Source organism: Stenotrophomonas sp. HMSC10F06 (assembly GCF_001807865.1).
GTDB lineage: Bacteria > Pseudomonadota > Gammaproteobacteria > Xanthomonadales > Xanthomonadaceae > Stenotrophomonas > Stenotrophomonas bentonitica_A.
In genome coordinates this window covers 1-21,793 of the sequence record NZ_KV791305.1, presented here as the reverse complement: position 1 = coordinate 21,793, position 21,793 = coordinate 1, and the positions used below count along the sequence as shown (strand labels likewise).

Annotated in this window: 27 protein-coding genes; 6 read left to right on the top strand and 21 right to left on the bottom strand. The window is 67.9% G+C overall.

All coding sequences use genetic code 11. The features are described 5' to 3' along the window. Positions 1-43: 43 nt before the first annotated feature. The 16 genes from HMPREF3113_RS15805 to HMPREF3113_RS15730 form a co-directional block, all read right to left on the bottom strand. Positions 44-844 (bottom strand): carboxylesterase family protein, encoded by an 801-nt coding sequence (locus HMPREF3113_RS15805; protein ID WP_070473861.1) that lies wholly within the window; start codon positions 842-844, stop codon positions 44-46. A 67-nt stretch (positions 845-911) separates the two neighbouring features. After that, positions 912-1,178, bottom strand: coding sequence for a hypothetical protein (locus HMPREF3113_RS15800; RefSeq protein ID WP_070473859.1), 267 nt, complete (start codon positions 1,176-1,178; stop codon positions 912-914). Positions 1,179-1,191: 13 nt separating this feature from the next. Beyond that, complete coding sequence (gene mgtE, locus HMPREF3113_RS15795) at positions 1,192-2,553, bottom strand: magnesium transporter (protein ID WP_019185398.1); 1,362 nt, start codon at positions 2,551-2,553, stop codon at positions 1,192-1,194. Positions 2,554-2,683: 130 nt separating this feature from the next. Then, complete coding sequence (gene ptsP, locus HMPREF3113_RS15790) at positions 2,684-4,405, bottom strand: phosphoenolpyruvate--protein phosphotransferase (RefSeq protein WP_070473857.1); 1,722 nt, start codon at positions 4,403-4,405, stop codon at positions 2,684-2,686. Between the two features lie 59 nt (positions 4,406-4,464). Then, entirely contained in the window at positions 4,465-4,734 is a 270-nt protein-coding gene (locus HMPREF3113_RS15785; RefSeq protein ID WP_019185400.1) for an HPr family phosphocarrier protein, read from the bottom strand. Next, positions 4,727-5,119, bottom strand: a complete 393-nt coding sequence (locus tag HMPREF3113_RS15780) for a PTS sugar transporter subunit IIA (RefSeq protein WP_019185401.1) — start codon at positions 5,117-5,119, stop codon at positions 4,727-4,729. The genes HMPREF3113_RS15785 and HMPREF3113_RS15780 overlap by 8 nt, the downstream gene beginning before the upstream one ends. A 197-nt stretch (positions 5,120-5,316) precedes the next feature. Continuing rightward, positions 5,317-6,213, bottom strand: a complete 897-nt coding sequence (gene rapZ / locus HMPREF3113_RS15775) for an RNase adapter RapZ (RefSeq protein WP_019185402.1) — start codon at positions 6,211-6,213, stop codon at positions 5,317-5,319. After that, complete coding sequence (gene hprK / locus HMPREF3113_RS15770; RefSeq protein WP_019185403.1) at positions 6,210-7,160, bottom strand: HPr(Ser) kinase/phosphatase; 951 nt, start codon at positions 7,158-7,160, stop codon at positions 6,210-6,212. The genes rapZ and hprK overlap by 4 nt, the downstream gene beginning before the upstream one ends. Next, on the bottom strand, positions 7,157-7,609 hold the full coding sequence (locus HMPREF3113_RS15765) for a PTS sugar transporter subunit IIA (protein ID WP_019185404.1): 453 nt from the start codon (positions 7,607-7,609) through the stop codon (positions 7,157-7,159). The genes hprK and HMPREF3113_RS15765 overlap by 4 nt, the downstream gene beginning before the upstream one ends. Before the next feature lie 21 nt (positions 7,610-7,630). Beyond that, positions 7,631-7,957, bottom strand: a complete 327-nt coding sequence (gene raiA, locus HMPREF3113_RS15760) for a ribosome hibernation-promoting factor, HPF/YfiA family (RefSeq protein WP_046274055.1) — start codon at positions 7,955-7,957, stop codon at positions 7,631-7,633. 58 nt (positions 7,958-8,015) lie between these two features. Continuing rightward, the gene (locus HMPREF3113_RS15755; RefSeq protein WP_019185406.1) at positions 8,016-9,455 is read right to left on the bottom strand and encodes an RNA polymerase factor sigma-54; all 1,440 of its coding nucleotides are present in this window, start codon (positions 9,453-9,455) and stop codon (positions 8,016-8,018) included. Between the two features lie 42 nt (positions 9,456-9,497). After that, positions 9,498-10,217 (bottom strand): LPS export ABC transporter ATP-binding protein, encoded by a 720-nt coding sequence (lptB, locus tag HMPREF3113_RS15750; protein WP_019185407.1) that lies wholly within the window; start codon positions 10,215-10,217, stop codon positions 9,498-9,500. Continuing rightward, on the bottom strand, positions 10,217-10,792 hold the full coding sequence (gene lptA / locus HMPREF3113_RS15745) for a lipopolysaccharide transport periplasmic protein LptA (RefSeq protein ID WP_019185408.1): 576 nt from the start codon (positions 10,790-10,792) through the stop codon (positions 10,217-10,219). Before lptA ends, lptB begins: the two co-directional genes overlap by 1 nt. Continuing rightward, positions 10,770-11,336: an LPS export ABC transporter periplasmic protein LptC gene (lptC, locus tag HMPREF3113_RS15740; protein ID WP_019185409.1), complete on the bottom strand. Its 567-nt coding sequence runs from the start codon at positions 11,334-11,336 to the stop codon at positions 10,770-10,772. The genes lptA and lptC overlap by 23 nt, the downstream gene beginning before the upstream one ends. Further along, the gene (locus tag HMPREF3113_RS15735; RefSeq protein WP_070473855.1) at positions 11,333-11,881 is read right to left on the bottom strand and encodes a KdsC family phosphatase; all 549 of its coding nucleotides are present in this window, start codon (positions 11,879-11,881) and stop codon (positions 11,333-11,335) included. The genes lptC and HMPREF3113_RS15735 overlap by 4 nt, the downstream gene beginning before the upstream one ends. Positions 11,882-11,924: 43 nt before the next feature. After that, positions 11,925-12,926, bottom strand: coding sequence for a KpsF/GutQ family sugar-phosphate isomerase (locus HMPREF3113_RS15730; RefSeq protein WP_019185411.1), 1,002 nt, complete (start codon positions 12,924-12,926; stop codon positions 11,925-11,927). 53 nt (positions 12,927-12,979) lie between these two features. Here HMPREF3113_RS15730 and HMPREF3113_RS15725 point away from each other — a divergent pair, with 53 nt between their 5' ends. From HMPREF3113_RS15725 to HMPREF3113_RS15715, 3 genes are all read left to right on the top strand, one after another. After that, complete coding sequence (locus HMPREF3113_RS15725) at positions 12,980-13,213, top strand: BolA family protein (protein ID WP_019185412.1); 234 nt, start codon at positions 12,980-12,982, stop codon at positions 13,211-13,213. Between the two features lie 104 nt (positions 13,214-13,317). Beyond that, positions 13,318-14,592: a UDP-N-acetylglucosamine 1-carboxyvinyltransferase gene (gene murA / locus HMPREF3113_RS15720; protein WP_019185413.1), complete on the top strand. Its 1,275-nt coding sequence runs from the start codon at positions 13,318-13,320 to the stop codon at positions 14,590-14,592. After that, positions 14,589-14,897: a hypothetical protein gene (locus HMPREF3113_RS15715; RefSeq protein ID WP_019185414.1), complete on the top strand. Its 309-nt coding sequence runs from the start codon at positions 14,589-14,591 to the stop codon at positions 14,895-14,897. The genes murA and HMPREF3113_RS15715 overlap by 4 nt, the downstream gene beginning before the upstream one ends. 33 nt (positions 14,898-14,930) lie before the next feature. Here the strand turns inward: HMPREF3113_RS15715 and HMPREF3113_RS15710 are convergent, their stop codons facing one another. The 5 genes from HMPREF3113_RS15710 to purM all read right to left on the bottom strand — a co-directional run bounded on the left by HMPREF3113_RS15710 (position 14,931) and on the right by purM (position 18,657). Next, entirely contained in the window at positions 14,931-15,614 is a 684-nt protein-coding gene (locus HMPREF3113_RS15710) for a DUF3108 domain-containing protein (RefSeq protein WP_019185415.1), read from the bottom strand. Positions 15,615-15,616: 2 nt separating this feature from the next. Further along, positions 15,617-16,360 carry a DUF3108 domain-containing protein gene (locus HMPREF3113_RS15705; RefSeq protein WP_237393602.1) on the bottom strand — a complete coding sequence of 248 codons (744 nt, stop codon included), beginning with the start codon at positions 16,358-16,360 and terminating at the stop codon, positions 15,617-15,619. 100 nt (positions 16,361-16,460) lie between these two features. Further along, positions 16,461-17,114 (bottom strand): phosphoribosylglycinamide formyltransferase, encoded by a 654-nt coding sequence (gene purN, locus HMPREF3113_RS15700; RefSeq protein ID WP_019185417.1) that lies wholly within the window; start codon positions 17,112-17,114, stop codon positions 16,461-16,463. Continuing rightward, positions 17,111-17,593 carry a hypothetical protein gene (locus HMPREF3113_RS15695; RefSeq protein ID WP_019185418.1) on the bottom strand — a complete coding sequence of 161 codons (483 nt, stop codon included), beginning with the start codon at positions 17,591-17,593 and terminating at the stop codon, positions 17,111-17,113. The genes purN and HMPREF3113_RS15695 overlap by 4 nt, the downstream gene beginning before the upstream one ends. 8 nt (positions 17,594-17,601) lie before the next feature. Beyond that, positions 17,602-18,657, bottom strand: a complete 1,056-nt coding sequence (gene purM / locus HMPREF3113_RS15690) for a phosphoribosylformylglycinamidine cyclo-ligase (protein ID WP_070473853.1) — start codon at positions 18,655-18,657, stop codon at positions 17,602-17,604. A 108-nt stretch (positions 18,658-18,765) separates the two neighbouring features. Between purM and HMPREF3113_RS15685 the strand changes: the two genes are divergently transcribed. Genes HMPREF3113_RS15685 through hda form a run of 3 tightly spaced genes read left to right on the top strand, consistent with a single transcriptional unit; the run spans position 18,766 to position 21,766 of the window. Next, entirely contained in the window at positions 18,766-19,890 is a 1,125-nt protein-coding gene (locus tag HMPREF3113_RS15685; RefSeq protein ID WP_139146388.1) for a DUF2066 domain-containing protein, read from the top strand. Then, positions 19,887-21,059 carry an AI-2E family transporter gene (locus HMPREF3113_RS15680; protein ID WP_019185421.1) on the top strand — a complete coding sequence of 391 codons (1,173 nt, stop codon included), beginning with the start codon at positions 19,887-19,889 and terminating at the stop codon, positions 21,057-21,059. Before HMPREF3113_RS15685 ends, HMPREF3113_RS15680 begins: the two co-directional genes overlap by 4 nt. Then, positions 21,056-21,766, top strand: coding sequence for a DnaA regulatory inactivator Hda (gene hda / locus HMPREF3113_RS15675; protein WP_019185422.1), 711 nt, complete (start codon positions 21,056-21,058; stop codon positions 21,764-21,766). Before HMPREF3113_RS15680 ends, hda begins: the two co-directional genes overlap by 4 nt. The last annotated feature ends 27 nt before the right edge of the window (positions 21,767-21,793 follow it).

The window sequence follows — 21,793 nt, the reverse complement described above, 5'->3', positions numbered from 1 at the left end:
CTGTTGCGGAGCCGGCCAGCGGCCGGCACTACCGAAAATGCCATTACCGCTTCTGCGCGAACAGCCACTCCCACATCGCCGCATCGGCATAGGTGGCGTCCCAGGCGTTGTGGTTGCCTTCGGGATACTCGGTGTAGCGCACGTCCTTCGCGCCGGCCTGCTGGAACGCGGCGTGCAGCTTGCGGTCGTCATCCGGCGGCACCACGTCGTCCAGCGCACCATGGAACATCCAGATCGGCACCTGTTTCAGGCGCTGGGCGATGGCTGCGTACGGATCGGCTTCGTGGGCGACGTCCTCCACGAACAGGGTGGGGCGCACTGCACGCGGCGCCAGCACTGCGCCGCAGACCGGCACGATGGCGGCGAAGCGGGTCGGTTCGGCCAGCGCGATGTTCCAGCTGCCGTAGCCGCCCATCGACATCCCGGTCAGGTACTGGCGCTGTGGATCCGCACCGAATTCGGCGATGGCGGCATCCAGTGCAGCCAGCGCGATGCGGTTGTTCTCGCCCGACCACTCCTGGTCATTCGGCGTCTGCGGCAACACCACCAGCGCGGGGAAGGTGGAGGCGTGCTGGCGCAGGTATGGCCCCAGCCCGGCCTGGGTCTGGCGGCGGCCGTCGCGGCCCCGTTCACCCGAGCCGTGCAGGAACAGCACCACCGGCAGTTCGCCACGTGAGGCCGCTGCATTGCGCGGCACGAACACCTGGTAATACGCGGTCTGCCCATCCACTTTGACCGCACGGCCGACGAACTGGCCGCCGGAGGCCGCCGGAGTGCTCGCGCAGCCGGCTACCGTCATCATCGCCACCGCCCACAGCAGCCAGCTTCCCCAACGTCGCGCCATTGTCGTGCCTTGTCTGAAATCGATTTCAGTCTAGGCCCGGTAGCGTGTCGGAGCATCTTGCAGTGCATCAGTCCGGGCGCGGCGCCGCGGCGAGGATGTCCAGCTGTTCGATGGCGTCAGGGTGGCCTTCGGCGGCTGCCGCCTGCACCTGGTCCAGGCTGGGGTGGACCACCAGCAGGATCGGGTTCTCGCACTGCGGGCAGTCGAACTGGGCTTCGTCTTCGTGCAGTTCCATCGGCATCTGCCGCGCGCTGCCCTGCCATTGGCAGGCAGCGCAGGTATACGTCGCGTCACGCCAACCGGGGACGAAATAATTGTCGAGGGTCACGGCCATGCGGGGTCCAGGGTCAGTGCAGCAGGATCAGGGTGGCCAGGCCGAGGAAGCTGAAGAAGCCCATGACGTCGGTGACGGCGGTGACCACCACGGTGCCGGCCACGGCCGGGTCGACATTCATGCGCTTGAGCAGCAGCGGCAGCAGCACGCCGGCCAGGGCCGCGGCGCAGAAGTTGATGATCAGCGCCAGGGTGATCACCAGCGACAGCAGGAAGCTGTGAAACCAGAGGTAGGCGATGATGCCGACCACGGTGCCGATCAGCGTGCCGTTGATCAGCGCGACGCGCGATTCCTTCCACAGCAGGATGCGCGCATTGCTCTGGCCGACCTGGCCCAGGGCGATGCCGCGCACCATCAGGGTCAGCACCTGCACGGCCGCATTGCCGCCCACGCCGGCAACGATCGGCATCAGCACGGCCAGCGCCACCACCTTCTGCAGGGTCAGCTCGAACTGGCCGATCACGCTGGCCGCCAGGAACGCGGTACACAGGTTGATGCCGAGCCAGACCACGCGGCCGCGCACGGCGCGCTTGATCGGCGAGAACAGATCTTCTTCTTCGTCCAGACCGGCGGCGCCCAGCGCCTGGTGCTCGGCCTGCGACCGGATGATGTCGACCACGTCATCGATGGTGATGCGGCCGAGCAGGATGTTGTTGTCGTCCACCACCGGGGCGGAGACCCAGTCATGATCGGAGAACTGGCGCGCGACTTCATCGGCGCTCTCGCCGACGTCGATCGCCGGCTGTTCGTCATCGATCAGGCGGTTGATCGGGGTGTTGTCCTCATGCGTCACCAGCGCGGCCAGCGAGAGGCGGCCCAGGTACTGATGGCGGCGGCTGACCACGAACAGGTGATCGGTGTGGTCGGGCAGTTCGCCACGCAGGCGCAGGTAGCGCAGCACCACGTCGACGTTGACGTCGGCGCGCACAGTCACCACGTCCGGGTTCATCAGGCGGCCGGCGCTGTCCTCGGGATAGGACAGCACCTGCTCGAGCCGCTCACGGTTCTCGCGGTCCATCGACTTGAGGACTTCGTCGATGACCGTGTCCGGCAGATCCTCGACCAGGTCGGCAAGGTCATCGATGTCCAGGTCTTCGACCGCGGCGATGATCTCGTCCGGGTCCATGTCGGCCAGCAGGCTTTCGCGGACTTCCTCGCCGACGTGGACCAGCACCTCGCCATCGTCTTCCGGATCGACCAGGCCCCAGACAATCTCGCGCTTGCCCGGGGGCAGCGATTCGAGCAGGTTGCCGATTTCCGCCGGCGCCAGGGTATTGACCAACCGACGGACCGGCCCCAACCGCCCGCTGTCCAGTGCATCGGACAACAGCCGCAGCTGGCGCGCCGTCTTGTCGTGGCGTACGGCTTCGGCCATGCGCAGCTCCTGCGGAAAAAGAAAAAGGCCGCTATCCGGTGGAGGATGCGGCATGGGCGGTGGTCACCGCGTCATTATCGCGCGCTTACATGTCAATCCGGTAGGCCATCACCGTAGGCGATGCCAACCGTCATGCCGTCGCCAGGCTCGCCTTCTCGATCCAGCGTTCGATCCCGCGCCGGTCGCGCGCCTGCAGCAGCTTGGGCGCCATCGCCTGCAGCACGGACAGGTCGCTGTCGCGCACCGCGCGGCGCACTTCCAGCAGGGTGCCCGGGTGCAGGCTGAATTCCGTCAGCCCCAGCGCCAGCAGCAGACGCGTCATCAGCGGGTCGCCGGCGATCTCGCCGCACACTGCCACCGGGATGTTGTAGGCCTGGCCGGTGCGCAGGATATGCGCCAGCAGGCGCACCACCGCCGGGTGCAGCGGGGAGTACAGCTCGCCGACCGCCTCGTTGTTGCGGTCGGCGGCCAGCAGGTACTGGACCAGATCGTTGGTGCCGATCGAGAGGAAGTCGACCAGATCGATGAAGCTCTCCAGCGCGATCGCCGCGGCCGGCACTTCGATCATCGCGCCGAACGGAATGTGTTCGGCCACCTCGTGGCCTTCCGCGCGCAGCAGTTCGGCCTGCTTGGCCAGGCGCCGGCGGACCGCGAGGATTTCTTCGCGGGTGCTGACCATCGGGATGAGGATGCGCAGCTTGCCGTAGGCCGAGGCGCGCAGGATCGCGCGCAGCTGGGTGTCGGCCACCTTCGGCCGCGCCAGCGACAGGCGCACGCCGCGCAGGCCCAGCGCCGGGTTTTCTTCGTTGCTCAGGGTCAGCCCGGTGCGGTCGGCCTTGTCCGCGCCCAGGTCCAGGGTGCGGATGGTGACCGGCCGTCCGCTCATGCCCAACGCGGCATCGCGGTAGGTCTCGAACTGCTCCTGCTCGTCGGGCAGCTCGTTGCGCTGCAGGAACAGGAATTCGGTGCGGTACAGGCCCAGCCCGTGCGCGCCCAGCGCATGGGCCTGGGTGACGTCTTCGCTGGATTCGGCGTTGGCCAGCAGCGCGATGTCGACGTTGTCGCGGGTGCGGCTGGGCTTGGTGCGCAGGCGCCCGAGTTCGCGCTGTTCGCGCGCATGCTCGCGCAGCCGCACGCGGTAATCGCGCAGGTCCGGTGCCTGCGGGTTGATGGTCACCGTGCCGTCGCTGCCATCCATGATCAGCACGTCGCCATCGGCGACCTTCTGCAGCACGTTCGGCACGTTGACGATCAACGGCAGGTGCAGGCTGCGCGCCAGGATCGCGCTGTGCGACAGCGCGCTGCCGCCGGCGGTGATGATGCCGACCACCCCGTGGGCCTGCAGCTGGGCCAGCTCGGACGGGGCGATGTTGTCGCAGATCAGGATCTCGCCGGCCATGCCTTTGACGTCCGGCGGGCGCTGCTGCAGGAAGGCATGGATGCGCCCGATCACATGGTCCAGATCGTCCATGCGGCTCTTCAGGTAGGCATCGTCCATGCCATCGAAGACCTTGGCCAGGCGGTCACGCTGCACGCGCAGCGCGTAGCCGGCGCTGTAGGGGCCACTGCGGATCAGCTCGTCCAGGCCGAACAGCAGTTCGGGGTCATCCAGCAGCAGCGCATGCAGGTCGAGGAACTCGCCGACTTCCTGGTTGAGCGCGCCATGCAGGCGCTGGCGCAGATCGTGCATTTCGCCGCGGGCCGCTTCCACGGCCACGTGCAGGCGCTCCAGTTCAGCCTCCACCTTGGCCGGCGGAATGCGCTGCTCGGCCACTTCCAGGGCGTGCGGCAGGCGCACCCGGGCGCGGCCCAGGGCGTTGCCGCGCGAGGCACCGTGGCCGGACAACAGCATCGCCCCGGACGCGGTCCGGGCCGGTGCGGAGGATCCCGGTCGCGGTTGCCCCCCCATGCTCAGTTGTCCTCGTCGAAACGCCGTTCGAACAGGGCCACCACCGCGTCCATCGCGGCGGCTTCGTCCTCGCCGTCGATGCGCACGGTGACCGGGGTGCCCTGGCCGGCGGCCAGCAGCATGACGCCCATGATGCTCTTGGCGTTGATCTCACGGCCCTTGGCGGCCATGGTCACGTTGCAGCGGAAAGGCGCCAGCTCCTGCACCAGCTTGGCAGTGGCGCGGGCATGCAGGCCCAGGCGGTTGGAAACAGTGAGTTCACGTTCAAGCATCGTCGACAATCGCTCCATTGCGAGTGCCTGCCGCGGCTGTGGCAGGCAGTTGATCCAGTCCCTGTTCCGGATAATTCATCACCCGCATCAACATCGGCAGGCTCAGCGCCGAAACCCGGCGTGCCGGGGTGCCCAGACGAGCCAGTTGCCCGGCCAGATTGCTGGGGCTGGCGCCGTACAGGTCGGTCAGGATCAGCACGCCCTGGCCACTGTCCACCCGGCGCAAGGCGGCCGAGGCGAGCGGGAGCAGGACGTCCATATCTGCGTCGAACGGTACTTCGAAAGCTTCGGTCTTCAGCGGCAGGTGCCGCAGCAGACGGGTCGCCACGTCCAGCAGGGCCGTGCCGACACCGGGATGAGTTACGAGGAGAATGCCACAGGTCATTGCCGAACGTTAACAGGTCAACATGAATTGGCGATAGCACGCGTGAAAGACTGCTGTGTTCCGCGGTTCAGCGTGTCGATGACCTGTCCCGGGTCGGCGCAGGACAGGGCGATGGGGAGAGGCCGCGTCGAGGTTCGGCCAGGCATGTCGACACGCCCGGCCCCGATACGTGCCGGCGGCCGCCGGCGATGCCGTTTTCAGTCGAGTTCGCGATGGAACGTGGCCACTTCCGGCCAGCCCTGGTCGCGGGCATGGCGGGCCATGCGCTCGGCCATGTAGACCGAGCGGTGCTTGCCGCCGGTGCAGCCGAAGGCGACCGTGACATAGCTGCGGGTGTCATTGCCCAGCCGTGGCAGCCAGGTGTCGAGGAAATCGACCAGCTGGCCGGCGTAGCGCTGTACGTCGGGCTGCTCGTCCAGGTGCTCGCGCACGCCGGCATCGCGGCCCGAGAGCGGGCGCAGCTCCGGGTCCCAATGCGGATTGGGCAGGACCCGCACGTCGAATACGAAGTCGGCCTCGGCGGGGACGCCGCGCTTGTAGGCGAACGATTCAAACAGCAGCGACAGCTTGTTGCCGTGGGCGAGCGCGAATTCGGTGACCACCTTGCGGCGCAGCTGGTGCACGTTGAGGCTGCTGGTGTCGATCACCGCATCGGCGGCACGGCGCAGCGGCGCGGTGAGTTCACGCTCGCGGGCGATCGCTTCGGGCAGCGACAGCCCCAGCTGGCTCAGCGGATGGCGGCGCCGGGTGTCGGCGTAGCGCTTGAGCAGGGTTTCATCGGTGGCATCGAAAAACAGCAGCTGCGCATCCAGGCCGGCGGCCTTGGCGTCTTCGCGCCAGTGCGAGAGCTGGGTCAGGTCGCTCTGCGCGCGCACGTCGATGCCGACTGCCAGCCGGCGCGGCGCTTCGCGGCCCGGATCACCCAGCAGGCTGCGCACGAAGTCCGGCAGCAGGTCGATCGGCAGGTTGTCCGAGCAGTAGTAATCCAGGTCTTCGAAGGTCTTCAGCGCGACCGTCTTGCCGGAACCGGACAGGCCACTGACGATGATCAGGGTGGCGGCGGTCGGGGCGGAGGCGGGGGCGGGGGTGGTCATGGCGTGCGGCGTTCCAACATGTTGCTGTGGCGGGCGATGAACATCGCGGCCGGGTCGATGCCCTTGGTCCGCAGGATGTGCAGGCGCGTGGCGGCTTCGGTCAGCACGGCCAGGTTGCGGCCGGGCATCACCGGCAGGGTGATCAGCGGCACATCCAGGTCCAGCACGTGGCGGGTACCCGAGTCGCCGGTCAGGCGTTCATAGCCGTAAGGGGTGGGCTCGGTCATCGGCTTGGTCAGGTGGACGATCAGCCGAAGGTACTTGTTCTTTTTTACAGCCGTGTCACCGAACATCTCGCGCACGTTGAGCACGCCCAGGCCTCGCACTTCCAGCAGGTCCTGCAGCAGCTCCGGGCAGGTGCCGTCGAGCACGTCGGGGGCGATCTGGGTGAATTCGGGGGCATCGTCGGCCACCAGGCGGTGGCCGCGGCTGAGCAGTTCCAGCGCCAGCTCGCTCTTGCCCGAGCCCGCTTCGCCGGTGATCAGCACGCCGATGGAGTAGATCTCCATGAATACGCCATGCAGGATCACCCGCGGCGCCAGCGTGCGCGCCAGGTGGTAGGAGAGGTGGTTGAGCAGCTCGTGCCCACGCTTGGGCGAGATCCACAGCGGGGTCTGCGATTCGTCCGCAGCCGCGCGCAGGTCTTCCGGGCAGGACTGGTTGCGGGTGATCACCAGCGCCAGCGGATGGGACTGCATGATCCGCTCGATCGTTTCCCAGCGCTGCCGCGAGTCCAGCGAATCCAGCCAGGACAGCTCCTCGGTGCCGAGGATCTGCACCTTGTTGGGGTAGATCGCGTTGAGGTACCCGGCCAGCGAGGGGCGGCGGGAGACCTTGTTGCCGGCCTCCAGCTCACGGCGCTCGCCCTGCTGGCCGGCGACCCAGCGCAGGCTCAGGCGGTCGCGCTGCTGTTCGAACAGTTCGCGCGCGGTGATGCTGGTATTCATGCGGCACTCGCCGGCGGGGGGAATTCGATGACCCGACGCAGCGCGTCGCCGTCGCGCGCTTCGCGCAGCGCCTGGCGGATGGCCGGCTCGGAGAACAGCTCGGCCAGCTCGGACAGCAGCATCAGGTGTTGATGGGTGTAGTGCGCGGGCACGGCAATCGCGAAGACCAGATCGACCGGCTCATCGCCGCCGAACTCCACCGGCGATTCCAGCCGCAGCAATGCGCCGCGGGGGCGTTCAAGCAGCGGGGCACGGCCGTGCGGGATGGCGATGCCGTGGCCGATCGCGGTGCTGCCCAGCGTCTCGCGCTGGCACAGGTTCTGGTACAGCAGCTCGGCGTTGGCTTCGCGGCAGGCCAGCAGGCGGGCTGCGGCCATCAGCACGCTGTCGCGATCGGCGGCCGGCAGCACTTGCGTGCGGACGGCCGCCAGAAGATCAGTCAGAGGCATGTCGGGGTGGAAACGGGGGCATCAGCCCTCATTGTCGCCCACCGGCAGCGGTTGCGGTGCGTGCTGCTGCTTTTTCTCTTTGTGCTTGATGACCAGGCGGTCGAGCTTGTCGGCCAGGATGTCGATTGCCGCATACATGGTGGGGCCGCTGGCGTCCGCGTGCAGAGTCTGCCCGGGAACATTCACACTCGCATCGGCATGGTGCTCCGGCTTGCGGATCGACAGTTGCACGCGGACCTCGCAGTGCTGGTCGAAATGCTTCCTCAGCCGTTCCAGCTTGGTCTCCACGTACTCGTTCAGAGCCGGGGTGATCTCAAGGTGGTCCTTGCCAAACGTCTCGATGTGCATCGGGTTTCTCCTTTGTTCGGATGTGCCAATGAACCTTCCCGCCGGGCGCGGTGGAGCGTCAGACGATTCGTACCCTTTCGTGCGAGGCGGAAATGTTCATGGCTTCACGATACTTCGCCACGGTGCGTCGCGCCACCGGTATTCCCGAGGTTTTGAGCAGGTCAGCCAGCTTGGCGTCAGAAAGCGGCTTGCGCGGGTTCTCGTCATCGATCAGGCGGCGCAGCATGGCCTGGATGGCGGTGCTGGAGGCTTCGCCACCGCTGTCGGTGTCGATGCCGGAGGCGAAGAACGCGCGCAGCGGCAGCGTGCCGCGCGGGGTGCGCACGTACTTGCGGGCGATCGCCCGGGAAATGGTGGATTCGTGCAGGCCGAGCTCGCCGGCCACTTCCCGCAGGGTCAGCGGGCGCAGGGCCTGTTCGCCGAACTCCAGGAAGGCGGCCTGCTGGTCGAGCAGGCAGCGCATCACCCGCAGCAGGGTCTCGCCGCGGGCCTCCAGGCCCTTGAGCAGCCAGCGCGCCTCCTGCAGATGGGCGCGCATGTAACCGGCGTCGGCCTCCCCGCAGCGGCGGATCAACTGTTCGTAGCCGCGGTGGATGACCACCCGCGGCCCGGCGTGGCCGGCCAGGGCCGCGCGCCAGACGCCATTCTGGCGCCAGACCACGCAGTCGGGCACCACGTAGCTGTCGTGGGAGAGCTCGCCGATCTGGGTGCCCGGGCGCGGGTCCAGCGAGCGCAGCAGCTGCACCGCCACCTCGACCTCGGCCAGCGGCTCGCGCAGCTCGTGGGCGATGCCGGCCACGCCGCTGCGCGGCAGGCGCTCCAGCGGCCCATCGGCGATGCGCCGGGCCAGGGCCAGCCCGGGGGTATCGGCGGGCAGTACCAGCAGCTGCAGGTCCAGGCACTCGCCCAGGCTGCGCGCACCCACCCCGACCGGGTCGAAGCGCTGGATCTGGTGCAGGACGGTCAGGATTTCGGCCTCGTCGGCCTGGATGGCCGGGCGCAGGGTCTCGGCGATGGCCGTGAGCGGCTCGCGCAGGTAGCCGTCCTCTTCGAAAGCGTCGATCAGGGCCGCGCCGATGCTGCGGTCGCGGACCGACAGGTGCGACAGGTGCAGCTGCCAGAGCAGGTGGTCGGCCAGCGATTCGGTCTCGGCCACGCGTTCGGCGGCGCTGCCGTTGTCGTCATCGTCGAAGGAGCCGCCACTGCTGCCGCTGGTCCAGTCGCCCTCGCCGGGCGACCACTCGTCGCCGGCGGAGACCTGGTGCTCCCCATCGGCATGGGTATCGGCGGGGGCGGGCGGGGGGCTGTCCTCGCCGGGGCTGGCCTCGAGCGCCGGTTCAGCGTTCTCGGCCCAGTCCAGCAGCGGGTTGGTTTCCACCGCCTCGTTGATTTCCAGCTCCAGCTCGGCGCTGGACATCTGCAACAGCTTGATCGCCTGACGCAGCTGCGGCGTCATGACCAGGTGTTGCCCCATCGATGTCTGCAGCCGTGCTTTCATGCCTGTGCCGAACGGAAGGAAGGCGTTGCGGCGGCCGCTGGATCAGAGCTTGAAGGTATCCCCAAGGTAGACGCGGCGGACGTCGGCGTTGGCCAGGATCTCGTCCGGCGCGCCCTGTGCCAGCACGCTGCCCTCGTTGAGGATATACGCGCGGTCGCAGATTCCCAAGGTTTCGCGGACATTGTGGTCGGTGATCAGCACCCCGATCCCGCGCTGCTTGAGATGGGTGACGATGCGCTGGATTTCACCGACCGAGATCGGGTCGACACCGGCGAAGGGTTCATCGAGCAGGATCAGGCGCGGTTTGGCGGCCAGCGCGCGGGCGATTTCACAGCGGCGGCGCTCACCGCCGGAGAGGCTGGCCCCGAGCTGGTCGGCCACGTGGTTGATCTGCAGTTCGTCCAGCAGGCTGGCCAGTTCCTTTTCGCGGCCGGCCTTGTCCAGGTCCTCGCGCAGTTCCAGCACCAAGCGCAGGTTGTCGGCCACGGTCAGCTTGCGGAACACCGAGGGTTCCTGCGGCAGGTAGCCCACGCCCTGCTTGGCACGGGTGTACATCGGGTCGCTGGTGATGTCCTTGCCGTCCAGCACGATGCTGCCGGCATCGGTCTCGACCAGCCCCACGATCATGTAGAAGCAGGTGGTCTTGCCGGCACCGTTGGGGCCGAGCAGGCCGACCACTTCACCGGCCTCCAGGGTCAGCCCGAAATCCTTGACGACTTCACGCTGCTTGTAGCGCTTGCGCAGGCCTTTGGCGACGAGCATTACTTCTTGCTCCCGGCGGCGGGCGGGGTGGCTGGCTTGGCCGCGGGCGTGGCCGGCTTGGCCGCCGGGGCGGCCGGTGCGGCGCCCTTGTTCTTGGGCTGGATGACGGTGCGCACGCGGGTGCCGTCGCCACCGCTCTGCATGTTGCCGGTGCGCGTGTTGTAGGTCATTTTCTGGCCGCTGTTGGTGCCGCGCGGCGACTCGACCTTGTAGTTGCCGGTGAGGATGATCACTTCGCTGTTGACGTTGTAATCCATGTTGTCGGCCCAGGCATTCATCTTGGAACCGTCATCCATTTCCTGCTCCAGCGTGGCCTGCTTGCCGGTCAGCACGACGCGCTCGATATCGCCGTTCTTGCGGAACAGATCGGCGTTGGCCGCGTGGATCACCAGGGTGCCCTGGGTGATCACCACGTTGCCGGTGAACGTGCACTTGCCCGCATCGTCGGTCAGGTTGCAGTCGTTGCTGTTGGATTCCAGGTTCATCGGCTGGTTGCGGTCGGACGACTTGGCCAGCGCCACGCCGGGCAGCAGCAGGGCGAGCAGCGCGAGCTTAGCGGGCAGCGTTCGGTTCATAGCGGGTCTTGACCTGTGAAAGGAGTTTGTACTGCCGGGTTTTCATGTCGGCTTCAAAGCCGACGCCTGTCTGTGACAGGCCCGGGCGGGTCATGGTGACCCGGGCATCGGTCCTGGCGCGGTTCTCGTTCGGGAACACGTCCAGATGATCGGTGCGGAAGGTGGTGGGCACAACGCCGGGGACCTTGGGGCTGTCGCCGCTGACGTTGCCGATGAGCTTGAGCTGGTCGCCCTTGGCGCTGACCCAGCCGCTGTCCCCGCGCATCTCCCAGTGATTGCCGTCCTGGTCGGGCAGCAGGAACACCGGGGTGGTCAGGGTCATGGTTTCATCGCTGCGCGCACGCTCCAGCAGCGGGGCGCGCAGGGTGGTGGATTCCTTGCCCTGTTCGTCCAGCGCCACGATCTGGAAATCGTGCAGCACGTAATCCTTGGTGGCATCCTCGCCCTCGGCCACGGGGGCCTTGTCGCGATGGTGCAGGGCCAGCCAGCCGGTCAGCAGTGCGGCGACCAGCAGCAGGCCGCCGATGGCGGTACGCACGTTCATGCGCGGAACCTCGCCAGCACGGCGTCCACATGGCCCTGTGCGGCCAGCAGGACATCGCACAGCTCACGCGCCGCGCCCTGGCCACCGTCGCTGCGGGTCTGCCAGTGCACGCGTTCGGCGATCCACGGGTGGGCATTGGCCGGCGCGACCGCCAGGCCGACCGCGCACAGCGGGCCGAGATCGGGCAGGTCGTCGCCCATGAAGGCCACCTGGTCCAGGCCGATGCCGTGCTGCCCGCACAGCGCCTTGACGCTGGCCAGCTTGTCGCCGACCGCGATCTGGGTATCGATGCCCAGGTCCGCGCCGCGCTTGAGCGCGGACTGGCTGTTGCGCGCGGTGATCAGCACCGGGTGGATACCGTGGTATTGCAGCAGTTTCAGGCCGAGTCCGTCCTGCACGTAGTACGCCTTGCTCTCGTTGCCGTCCTTGTCGTAGTAAAGCCGACCGTCGGTGAGCGTGCCGTCCACGTCGAAGCACGCCAGCCGGATACGGCCGGCGACGGCATGCAGGTGGGACGGGAAACCGGGCAACGGGGAGTAAGGCATCGTCTGGGGGCAGCTCAGCTGAATGGAGGAAGGCAACTGTGGTTTAAACCACCCGGGCCCGCAACAGGTCATGAATGTTGAGCGCGCCGACCAGATGGCCGTCGGCATCGACCACCATCAAGCCGTTGATCTTGTGGGCTTCCATCAACTGCGCGGCCTCGGCCGCCAGCTGGTCGGCACCGATGGTGCGCGGGCCGCGGGTCATCACATCGGCGATCTTCGCGCTGCGCACGTCCAGGTCGGTATCCAGCGCGCGGCGCAGGTCGCCGTCGGTGAACAGGCCGATCAGGTGGTTGTCCGCGTCCACCACGGCGGTCATGCCCAGGCGCTTGCGGCTCATCTCCACCAGGGCTTCGCTCAGGCTGGCACCGACGTCCACGCGCGGCAGCTCATCGCCGCTGTGCATGACATCGGTGATGTGCAGCAGCAGGCGGCGGCCGAGGCTGCCGGCCGGGTGCGAGCGGGCGAAATCATCGGCCGTGAAGCCACGCGCATCGAGCAGGGCCACGGCCAGCGCATCCCCCATGGCCAGCGAGGCGGTGGTGCTGGAGGTCGGGGCCAGGGCCAGCGGGCAGGCCTCGGCCGGCACGCTGACATCCAGGTGAACGTCGGCGGCGCTGGCCAGGCTGGACTGCGGCCGGCCGGTCATCGCGATCAGACGGTTGCCCTGGCGCTTGAGCACCGGCAGCAGCATCAGCAGTTCGTCGGACTCGCCCGAATAGGACAGCGCCAGCACCACGTCGGCCTCGGTGATCATGCCCAGGTCGCCGTGCCCGGCTTCACCGGGGTGCACATAGAAGGCCGGGGTGCCGGTCGAGGCCAGGGTAGCGGCGATCTTGCGGGCCACATGGCCGGACTTGCCCATGCCGGTGGCGACCACGCGGCCCTTGCCCTGCAGTACCAGCTGGCAGGCCTGGCTGAATGCCTCGCCCAGCCGCTCGGCGACCGCGCCCAGCGCATCGCGCTCGATCTCGAACACGCGGCGGCCGCTGGCGACCAGTGCCGCAGCGTCGGCCGGATGGGGGAGTTGGGGCGAGACAGCCATGCGAGCGCCACGTGGAAGAGTAGAATGAGCGCTCATTTTATTAGGAAAGCCCGTTGGACGCCGAGACCATCCGCAATCTGATCGAAACCGGCCTGCCTGGCGCCCGCGCGGACGTGCAGGGTGACGACGGCGTGCACTTCGAGGCCACCGTGGTCTGCGACGCCTTTGCCGGCAAAATGCCGCTGGCGCGTCACCGCATGGTCTACGCGACCCTGGGCGATCTGATGGGCGGGGCGATTCATGCGCTGGCGCTGAAGACGGTCACCCCGGCCGAAGCGGGCGGTTGATTCCGGGGTACCCCTCACGGTTATCGTTTCAGCCGACCCACGGTCGGCTACCCAGACCATTCAGCCGACCAACGGTCGGCTCTACCTCATTCCAAGTAGATTCCATGGCCAAGATCGTAGTGACCGGCGGCAAGCCGCTGCACGGTGAAGTGAACATTTCCGGCGCCAAGAACGCTGTCCTCCCCATCCTGTGCGCGACCCTGCTGGCCGATGCGCCGGTGGAGATCACCAACGTGCCGCACCTGCACGACGTGGTGACCACCGTGAAGCTGCTCGGCGAGCTGGGTGCCAAGGTCACCATCGACCAGGGCACCCTGTCGCGCGGCAGCGCGATCGTGGTCGACCCGCGCTCGGTGGACCAGCACGTGGCGCCGTATGAGCTGGTCAAGACCATGCGCGCCTCGATCCTGGTGCTCGGCCCGCTGCTGGCCCGCTTCGGCGCGGCCGAAGTGTCGCTGCCCGGCGGCTGCGCGATCGGCTCGCGTCCGGTCGACCAGCACATCAAGGGCCTGCAGGCCCTGGGTGCGGAAATCACCGTCGAGAACGGCTTCATCAAGGCCCAGGCCAAGCGTCTGAAGGGGGCCCACTTCACCTTCGACATGGTCAGCGTCACCGGCACCGAAAACGTGCTGATGGCCGCCGTGCTGGCCGAAGGCACCACCGTGCTGGACAACGCGGCGATGGAGCCGGAAGTCACCGACCTGGCGCACTGCCTGATCGCGCTCGGCGCGAAGATCGAAGGCCTGGGCACCGCCCGCCTGACCATCGAAGGCGTCGAGAAGCTCTCCGGTGGCCGTCATGAAGTGCTGCCCGACCGTATCGAAACCGGCACCTTCCTGGTCGCCGCGGCGATGACCGGCGGCAAGGTCACGGTCAACCGTGCCCGCCCGAACACCATGGACGCGGTGCTGGCCAAGCTGGTGGAGGCCGGTGCGCATATCGAGACCACCGAAGACAGCATCACCTTGGACATGGGCGGCAAGCGCCCGCGTGCGGTCAACCTGACCACCGCGCCGTATCCGGCGTTCCCGACCGACATGCAGGCGCAGTTCATGGCGCTCAACTGCGTGGCCGACGGCGTGGGCGTGATCAACGAAACGATCTTCGAAAACCGTTTCATGCACGTCAACGAACTGCTGCGCCTGGGCGCGGACATCCAGGTGGAAGGCCACACCGCGATCGTGCGGGGTGCCGAGCAGCTCAGCGGCGCCCCGGTGATGGCCACCGATCTGCGCGCCTCGGCCTCGCTGATCCTGGCCGGCCTGATGGCCGAGGGTGATACCACCATCGACCGCATCTACCACCTGGACCGCGGCTACGAGAACATCGAAGAGAAGCTGTCCTCGCTGGGCGCCACCATCCGGCGCGTCGCGGCATGATCCTGCGCGGCCGGTTCACCCGCCGCCGCAAGGCGCTGCTGGTCCTGGTGCTGATCGTGCTGGCATGGCTGGGCTACGCCTGGTATGCCGGCATCGCGATCACCCAGGGCATCCAGCAGGAAGACATGGACTGGAACGCCGATGGCACGGTCAGCCGTACCGAGGTGTTCCAGTCGTTCTATGCGGTCGGCGTGGACAAGAGCGTCGACGGCAACCGCCACTGCAGCACCTACTACTGGCGCGATACGCGGCAGCAGATCCGGGTGGACTGCAGGACGGTCTTCGGCGAGGCCAAGCCGGAATGAAAAAACGCCCGCGCAAGCGGGCGTTTTTCTTGGTCAGTTCATGCCTTTGATCGTCAGGTCCAGCGCATCCTTGCCGCTCTCACGCTGCAGCAGGCGCGCCGGCACCGGGAACTCCGGCACGATCCAGGCGATCAGTTCCTTGTTGCCGTCCACGCGCGAGACCTTCGTCGCGTCGTAGGACTTGCCGGCCACGGTGATCTTTTCCTTGCCGACCACCTTGTAGGACATCGGCTTGATCCGGCCTTCGTCGACCATGCGGTAGTTCAGCGGCTTGCCGGCAGCCAGATCCCGCGCGATCGCCAGGTTGATCAGCAGGGCGTCCATGTCGCCGGCCTTGAGCGCGACCGGGCCGCGACGGTCCGGCTTGACGTCGCCGGTCCAGGTCGCCTGGTTGCTGGTCCAGTTGTAGTTGGCGTCCACGTTGCGCTTCTTGACCAGCAGCACCGAGCGGTCGTTGCTGCTCAGCGGGCGCAGGCGGCCGTTGGCTTCCTCGAAGACGGTGTTCTGGCTGAGATCGGCCAGCTGGTTCTTGACGTTGAGGCTGTAGCGCCACTTGTTGGCGCCTTCGCTGGTGAGGGTCATGGTGCCATTGGCCTGCATGCCCATGTAGCTGGCCTGGTAATCGGCCTTGAACGGCTGCAGCGCCATGGCGGGCAGGCTCACGACAGCCAGGGCGCCAGCGGCGATCCAGGTCAGCGGACGGTTCAGTGTGGTCATGCTCAGACTCCTTGGTATTCGATCAGGCGCAGATCAATCCGATCTTCGCCATCTTCGCGTTGCAGGATGCGCACCGGCGTGGGAACACCGTTGGCGATCCAGAGGATGGTTTCGTCGTTGCCGCCGTTGGTGCGGTACACCCGCAGCGCGTTGTAGGACAGGTCGCCCACCGGCACGTTCTCCGTGTCCGGCGCGGCCTGGTAGTCGTGCTGGCGGACGCGGCCCACGTCCACATAGCGGTAGTGCATCTGCCCGCCGGGGCGGGCGTCGCGCATGATCGCCAGATTCAGCAGCAGCGCGCTCTGGTCGCCGGGCTGCAGCGGGATCGGCTGGCGGCGTTCCTTCTTCAGATCGCCCAGCCACTGCGCGGTGCCGGCCTTCCAGTCATAGGTGCCGGTCACTTTCTTGCCCAGGAACAGGCCTTTGCGGACAGTGCTCTGGCTCAACGGCACGTAGGTGCCGTTGCGGTTCTCGAACACCGTGCTCTGCTCCAGGTTCAGGCCGAGAACGCTGGCAAAGCCGCTGCGACCCACCACCTGCATGTCCACCCGCCACTGGTCGCCGCCGGTGTGGGTGACGCGCATGGTCGCATCGCCGGCCTGCTTGCCCTTGTAGAGGGCTTGGTAGGTAGCGGTGAATGGCTGCAGCGGCGGTGCCTCCCAGTCCATTGCAGGAAGGGCGGGCAACGGGGGGGTCGCCGTCTCCTGCGCGTGGGCAAGGGCGGCAGTGCACAGCAGGGAGGCCATCAGCAGCACGGGCTTGAACAAAGGCGTTCTCATGCGGGCCGGTCGGTGGGGGAAGGGGAAGAATGCCAGCGCCGGGATCAGCGGCGTGTGTGCGCGGCGCTTATCGGTTCAGCTGTCCGGCGCAATCTAGGCGCAGCGGGCTAAACAGGGGGTGACCGTCGAGCTGGAGCTGACCTGCCTGTTCAGTTACGCGGCCGCTGACCAGCAGCCCGAGGCTGGCGATGAGCAGCGGATGCTCCACGGCCAACACCCGCAGGGCCAGCGCTTCGGCGGTGTCACCGGCCTGGACCGGCACGCGGGCCTGTGCCAGCACGGTGCCGGCATCCAGTTCGGGCACCACGAAGTGCACGCTGGCGCCGTGCTCGGCATCACCGGCTTCCAACGCGCGCGCATGCGTGTGCAGTCCCTTGTACAGCGGCAGCAGGGAGGGATGGATGTTGACCAGGCGGCCATCGAACCGCGCCACGAAGGCCGGGCCGAGGATGCGCATGTAACCGGCGCAGACGATCCAGTCCGGGGCGAACGCGTCCAGCGCATCGGCCATCGCCGCATCGAAGGCGGCGCGGTCCGGGAAGTCCCTGGGCGAGCGCGCCCAACGCTGGGCCGGGCCGACCTTGAGCAGGGCCGAGGCCTCGGGTTTGTCCGAGAGCACGGCCACGACCTGCGCATCCAGCCGCTGCGCGGCGATGGCGTCCAGGATGGCCTGCAGATTGCTGCCCCGGCCGGAGGCGAGTACGGCGATACGGCTGCTCATGCGGTTTCGAAGGCCGCCTTGACTGCCGGGCGCGACAGCACCACCAGGGTGAACACGCCCAGGGCGGTACCGAACGGCATGAAGATGCAGGCGATACCGGCCACCACCATGCACAGCAGGTAACGCCGGCGCTGCGCCAGGCAGCGCCCGGCATAGGCCATGTACCCGGCCAGCACCAGCCCGGCAGCGCAGCCCAGCCCACCGATCAGCACGAACACCCACCCAAGCAGGCGCGGATCGAACGGCGGCGGCGCCTCGCCCGGCGCCAACGGCGGTGGTGCGGCGAAGATGACGGCCACGCCCATCAACAGATAGATCAGCGGGAACAGCGAGAACAGCGCGGTCAGGCCGGCCAGCACATAGTGGAAGACCGACAGCAGTTGCAGCTGCGAGGTGTCAACCGCGGTGCCCGGCACGGCCGGCGCCGCTGCGGCGGGCAGCGACGGCGGTTGGGCAGCGGCCTCCAGGCGGGGCTCCATGACCGGGCTCAGCCGATCTTGACGCGTTCGGTGCCATCGGCGTGGGTCACGGCACCGATGGTCCAGTGGTCCAGCCCCTGCGCGGTGACGGCGGCAGCGACCGAGGCCACCTGGTCGGCGGCCACGATCAGCACGAAGCCGATGCCGCAGTTGAAGGTGCGCCACATCTCGCTGTCGGCCACCGCGCCTTCCTTCTGCAGCCACTGGAACACCGGCGGCAGGGTCCAGGCATCGGCCTGGATGTCCAGGCCCAGGCCCTCGGGGACGACGCGGATGATGTTCTCGGTCAGGCCGCCACCGGTGATGTGGGCCATGCCGTGGATCGCCGCGCCATGGGTCTTGAGCAGCGCCAGGATCGGCTTGACGTACAGGCGGGTCGGCGCCATCAGCGCATCGACCAGCTTGACCCCGCCCTCCAGTTCCAGGTCGGCCGGCTGGCCGGCGCGGTCATAGATGCGGCGCACCAGCGAGTAGCCGTTGGAGTGCGGGCCGGAGGAGGCGATGCCGATCAGCACGTCGCCGGCGGCCACGCTGGCGCCGTCCTTCAGTTCGCTCTTCTCGACACCGGCGACGGTGAAGCCGGCCAGGTCGTACTCGCCCGGGGCATACATGTCGGGCATTTCAGCGGTCTCACCACCGATCAGCGCGCAACCGGCCTCGGTACAGCCGTTGGCGATGCCGCCCACGACCGCTGCCGCGGTATCGATGTCCAGCTTGCCGGTGGCGAAATAATCCAGGAAGAACAGCGGCTCGGCCCCCTGGACCAGCACGTCGTTCACGCACATGGCGACCAGATCGATGCCGATCGTGTCGTGGCGGCCCAGCTGTTGTGCGAGCTTCAGCTTGGTGCCCACGCCATCCGTCCCCGAGACCAGGACCGGCTCGCGGTACTTGCTGGAGAGGTCGAACAGGGCGCCGAAGCCACCCAGGCCCCCCATGACTTCCGGGCGGAAACTGCGCTTCACCAGCGGCTTGATGCGCTCGACCAGCTCATTGCCCGCGTCGATATCGACACCGGCGTCGCGGTAGGTCAGGGGAGAGGGGTTGGACGGGGAATTGGTCACGGGCGTCGGCGCTGCGCTGGGGTGAAAGCGCGATTTTAACAGGCCACGTTGGCGCGCAGGCCCTATTCGGGCAACAATTCCCCCCGGATACGCTCAATGGAAGTCCTGATGCGCCGCAGCCTCTTTTTCATGATGTTCCTCGCGCTGTGCCTGCCGGTGGCCTCGATGGCCCAGAGCGGCCTGCGCACCGAAGGCGATGTGGCCACCGCCAGTGGCGCTTACGAGGCCGAGGTCCCGGTCAACAGCCAGGCCGATTCGGACCGCAACGGTGCCCTGGCCAGGGCGCTGGGCAATGTGCTGGCCAAACTCTCGGGCGACCGCAGCGTGATGAGCCGCCCCGGGGTGATGCAGGCCCTGCGCAACGCCAAGGATTACGTGGCCAGCTATGACTACCGCCAGGACCAGAGCACCTCGGCCGGCGGCGCCCCGAGCTACCGCACGATCCTGGTGGCGCGCTTCCGCGAGGATGACGTCGACGGGCTGATCTCGGCCCTGGGCCTGCCGCTGTGGCCGCAGCCCCGCCCGAAGCCGGTGATCTGGCTGGCCATCGACGATGGCTCCGGCCCGCGCCTGGTCACCGTCCAGCAGGCCAACGCGGCGCGCCCGCTGCTCAACCGGGCCATCGAACGCGGCTACAAGCTGGGCCTGCCCTCGGGCAGCGCGGCCGAGCAGGCGCTGGTCGGCGCGATCTGGCGCCAGGACACGGCCGCCGTTGCCCGCGCCTCGGCGCGCTATGCCCCGCCGATGCAGCTGATCGGCAAGCTCTACCGCGATGGCAGTGGCTGGGTCGCCGACTGGGTATTCGTCGATGGCGGCAAGGAACTGAACAAGTGGAGCACCAAGGACAGTGACGCCCGCCGCGCCATGGCCGGTGGTGCCGACGGCGCCGCCGATGCGCTAGTGCGCCGTTACGCCAAGGCCGGGGCCGCCACCGGTGCCGCCGGGACCTACACGATCGTGGTGCTGGGCCTGAACAGTGCCGAGGACTACATGCGCCTGGCTGCCGGCCTGCGCGAGACCGCGGTGGTGCGCAACGTCACCCCGGTGCGCGCCTCGGGCGACCGCCTGGAGCTGTCGCTGGAACTGACCACCGGCCTGGCCGGCCTGAACCGCATGCTCGGCGACAACGGCGTGATCGCGCCGACCGCGCCGCTGGCACTGCCGGTGCCGATCGATGAAACCAACCCCTCGGCCCTGCCGCCGCCGCCCAGCAACGAGTACCGCCTGCGATGATCCTCACCCCCGAAGCGGAAATCGCGCAGTTCCTCAGGCGGTTGAAGTATGTGCTGGTGGCACTTGCCGCCGGCTGGGTGATCTGGCTGCTCGGCCCGATCCTGACCCCCTTCGTGCTGGCCCTGGCGCTGGCCTGGCTGGGCGACCCGCTGGTCGACCGGATCGAGGCCACCGGCCGCTCGCGCAACACCGGCGTGGTGCTGGTGTTCGTCGCGATGATCCTGCTGATCACCGCCGCGCTGCTGATCCTGGTGCCGATGATCGAGCGCCAGGTCGCCACGCTGGTGGCGGCGATTCCGCAGGCACAGCAATGGCTGATGGAAAAAGGCATCCCGTGGTTCGAGCACAAGACCGGGCTGGAGGTCATGCAGTGGATGGACCCGGACCGGCTGATCGAGTGGGTGCGCAGCCACTGGCAGCAGGCCGGTGGCTTCGCCAAGACCTTCTTCGGTTACGTGCAGCGCTCGGGCTTCACGATGGTCACCTGGGTGGTCAACATCCTGCTGCTGCCGATCCTGGCGTTCTACTTCCTGCGCGACTGGGACAAGCTGGTCGAGCGCGTGGCTTCGATGATTCCGCGCAACCACGTCGGCACCATCACCAACCTGGCGCGTGAGTCGGACGAGGTGCTGGGGGCATTCATCCGCGGCCAGTTCCTGGTGATGATCGCGCTGGGCGTGGTGTACGCCGCGGGCCTGTCGCTGGTCGGCCTGAAGCTGGGCCTGTTGATCGGGCTGGTGGCCGGCCTGATCAGCTTCATTCCCTACCTGGGCGCGACCACCGGCATCGTGATGGCCGTGGTGGCCGCGCTGGTGCAGGCGCAGGGCTTCGATCTGAAACTGCTGATCCTGGTCGGCGTGGTGTTCACCGTGGGCCAGCTGCTGGAAAGCTACGTGCTGACCCCGCGCATCGTCGGCGACAAGATCGGCCTGCACCCAGTGGCGGTGATCTTCGCGGTGATGGCCGGTGGCCAGCTGTTCGGCTTCCTGGGCATGCTGCTGGCGCTGCCGGTGGCGGCGGTCAGCAACGTGCTGCTGCGCTATGCGCACCAGCGCTATCGCCAGAGTGATCTGTATGCCGGTGAGAAGTCGGCGATCGTGCTCGATGCCTACGTCGACAAGCCCGAGATCGTGATCGTGGGCACCCCGAAGGGGCCGGACGCGCAGTGAGTGTCGTGCCGCAGTTGCCGCTTGCCCTGCGCTACCCGCAGGACGAGCGGCTGGAGACCTTCATCGGTGCGCCGGATGGCGCACTGGCGCAGCTGCGCGCCATCGCCGTGGGCGCGGCGCACGACTGGGTCTACCTCGAAGGCGCGCCGGGCACCGGCAAGACCCACCAGGCGCTGGCGATGTGTTCGCTGGCCGAACAGGCCGGCCGCCAGCCGACCTACCTGCCGCTGAAGGCGGTGGTCGGACGCACCCGCGCCGCGCTGGAATCGCTGGAGGGGCGCGACCTGGTCGCGCTGGACGGGCTCGATGCCGTAGCCGGGCAGCGCGAAGATGAAGTGGCGCTGTTTGATTTCCACAACCGTGCGCGCGCCGCGGGGATCACCCTGCTGTACACCGCGCAGCACGCCCCGGACCAGCTGGGGCTGGTGCTGCCGGACCTGCGCTCACGCCTGCAGCAGTGCGTGCGCGTGGTGCTGCAGCCGCTGGACGACGAAGGCCGTGCGGCGGTGCTGCGCGAACGCGCGGCGCGACGTGGCCTGGCCATCGACGAGGCCGCGATCGAATGGTTGCTGACCCGTACCGGCCGCGAGCTGGGCAGCCTGGTCAGCCTGCTGGACTGGCTGGACCGCGAATCGCTGGCGGCGCAGCGCCGCATCACCGTACCCTTCCTGCGCCAGGTCCTGGAAGACGGCCCACACCTGTTGTAGAGCCGACCGTTGGTCGGCTGCTCAGGA

Bases quoted from the DNA above. Each gene is read 5' to 3' on its own strand.
- murA (WP_019185413.1), top strand. From the start codon at position 13,318: ATGGCCAAGATCGTAGTGACCGGCGGCAAGCCGCTGCACGGTGAAGTG.
- HMPREF3113_RS15715 (WP_019185414.1), top strand. From the start codon at position 14,589: ATGATCCTGCGCGGCCGGTTCACCCGCCGCCGCAAGGCGCTGCTGGTC.
- HMPREF3113_RS15735 (WP_070473855.1), bottom strand. From the start codon at position 11,881: ATGCCTTACTCCCCGTTGCCCGGTTTCCCGTCCCACCTGCATGCCGTC.
- lptB (WP_019185407.1), bottom strand. From the start codon at position 10,217: ATGCTCGTCGCCAAAGGCCTGCGCAAGCGCTACAAGCAGCGTGAAGTC.
- HMPREF3113_RS15780 (WP_019185401.1), bottom strand. From the start codon at position 5,119: ATGACCTGTGGCATTCTCCTCGTAACTCATCCCGGTGTCGGCACGGCC.
- HMPREF3113_RS15785 (WP_019185400.1), bottom strand. From the start codon at position 4,734: ATGCTTGAACGTGAACTCACTGTTTCCAACCGCCTGGGCCTGCATGCC.
- raiA (WP_046274055.1), bottom strand. From the start codon at position 7,957: ATGCACATCGAGACGTTTGGCAAGGACCACCTTGAGATCACCCCGGCT.
- HMPREF3113_RS15805 (WP_070473861.1), bottom strand. From the start codon at position 844: ATGGCGCGACGTTGGGGAAGCTGGCTGCTGTGGGCGGTGGCGATGATG.
- hprK (WP_019185403.1), bottom strand. From the start codon at position 7,160: ATGAATACCAGCATCACCGCGCGCGAACTGTTCGAACAGCAGCGCGAC.
- HMPREF3113_RS15685 (WP_139146388.1), top strand. From the start codon at position 18,766: ATGCGCCGCAGCCTCTTTTTCATGATGTTCCTCGCGCTGTGCCTGCCG.
- HMPREF3113_RS15710 (WP_019185415.1), bottom strand. From the start codon at position 15,614: ATGACCACACTGAACCGTCCGCTGACCTGGATCGCCGCTGGCGCCCTG.
- HMPREF3113_RS15695 (WP_019185418.1), bottom strand. From the start codon at position 17,593: ATGGAGCCCCGCCTGGAGGCCGCTGCCCAACCGCCGTCGCTGCCCGCC.
- HMPREF3113_RS15800 (WP_070473859.1), bottom strand. From the start codon at position 1,178: ATGGCCGTGACCCTCGACAATTATTTCGTCCCCGGTTGGCGTGACGCG.
- HMPREF3113_RS15765 (WP_019185404.1), bottom strand. From the start codon at position 7,609: ATGCCTCTGACTGATCTTCTGGCGGCCGTCCGCACGCAAGTGCTGCCG.
- HMPREF3113_RS15755 (WP_019185406.1), bottom strand. From the start codon at position 9,455: ATGAAAGCACGGCTGCAGACATCGATGGGGCAACACCTGGTCATGACG.
- lptA (WP_019185408.1), bottom strand. From the start codon at position 10,792: ATGAACCGAACGCTGCCCGCTAAGCTCGCGCTGCTCGCCCTGCTGCTG.
- HMPREF3113_RS15705 (WP_237393602.1), bottom strand. From the start codon at position 16,360: ATGGCCTCCCTGCTGTGCACTGCCGCCCTTGCCCACGCGCAGGAGACG.
- mgtE (WP_019185398.1), bottom strand. From the start codon at position 2,553: ATGGCCGAAGCCGTACGCCACGACAAGACGGCGCGCCAGCTGCGGCTG.
- purN (WP_019185417.1), bottom strand. From the start codon at position 17,114: ATGAGCAGCCGTATCGCCGTACTCGCCTCCGGCCGGGGCAGCAATCTG.
- ptsP (WP_070473857.1), bottom strand. From the start codon at position 4,405: ATGCTGTTGTCCGGCCACGGTGCCTCGCGCGGCAACGCCCTGGGCCGC.
- HMPREF3113_RS15680 (WP_019185421.1), top strand. From the start codon at position 19,887: ATGATCCTCACCCCCGAAGCGGAAATCGCGCAGTTCCTCAGGCGGTTG.
- lptC (WP_019185409.1), bottom strand. From the start codon at position 11,336: ATGAACGTGCGTACCGCCATCGGCGGCCTGCTGCTGGTCGCCGCACTG.
- HMPREF3113_RS15730 (WP_019185411.1), bottom strand. From the start codon at position 12,926: ATGGCTGTCTCGCCCCAACTCCCCCATCCGGCCGACGCTGCGGCACTG.
- rapZ (WP_019185402.1), bottom strand. From the start codon at position 6,213: ATGACCACCCCCGCCCCCGCCTCCGCCCCGACCGCCGCCACCCTGATC.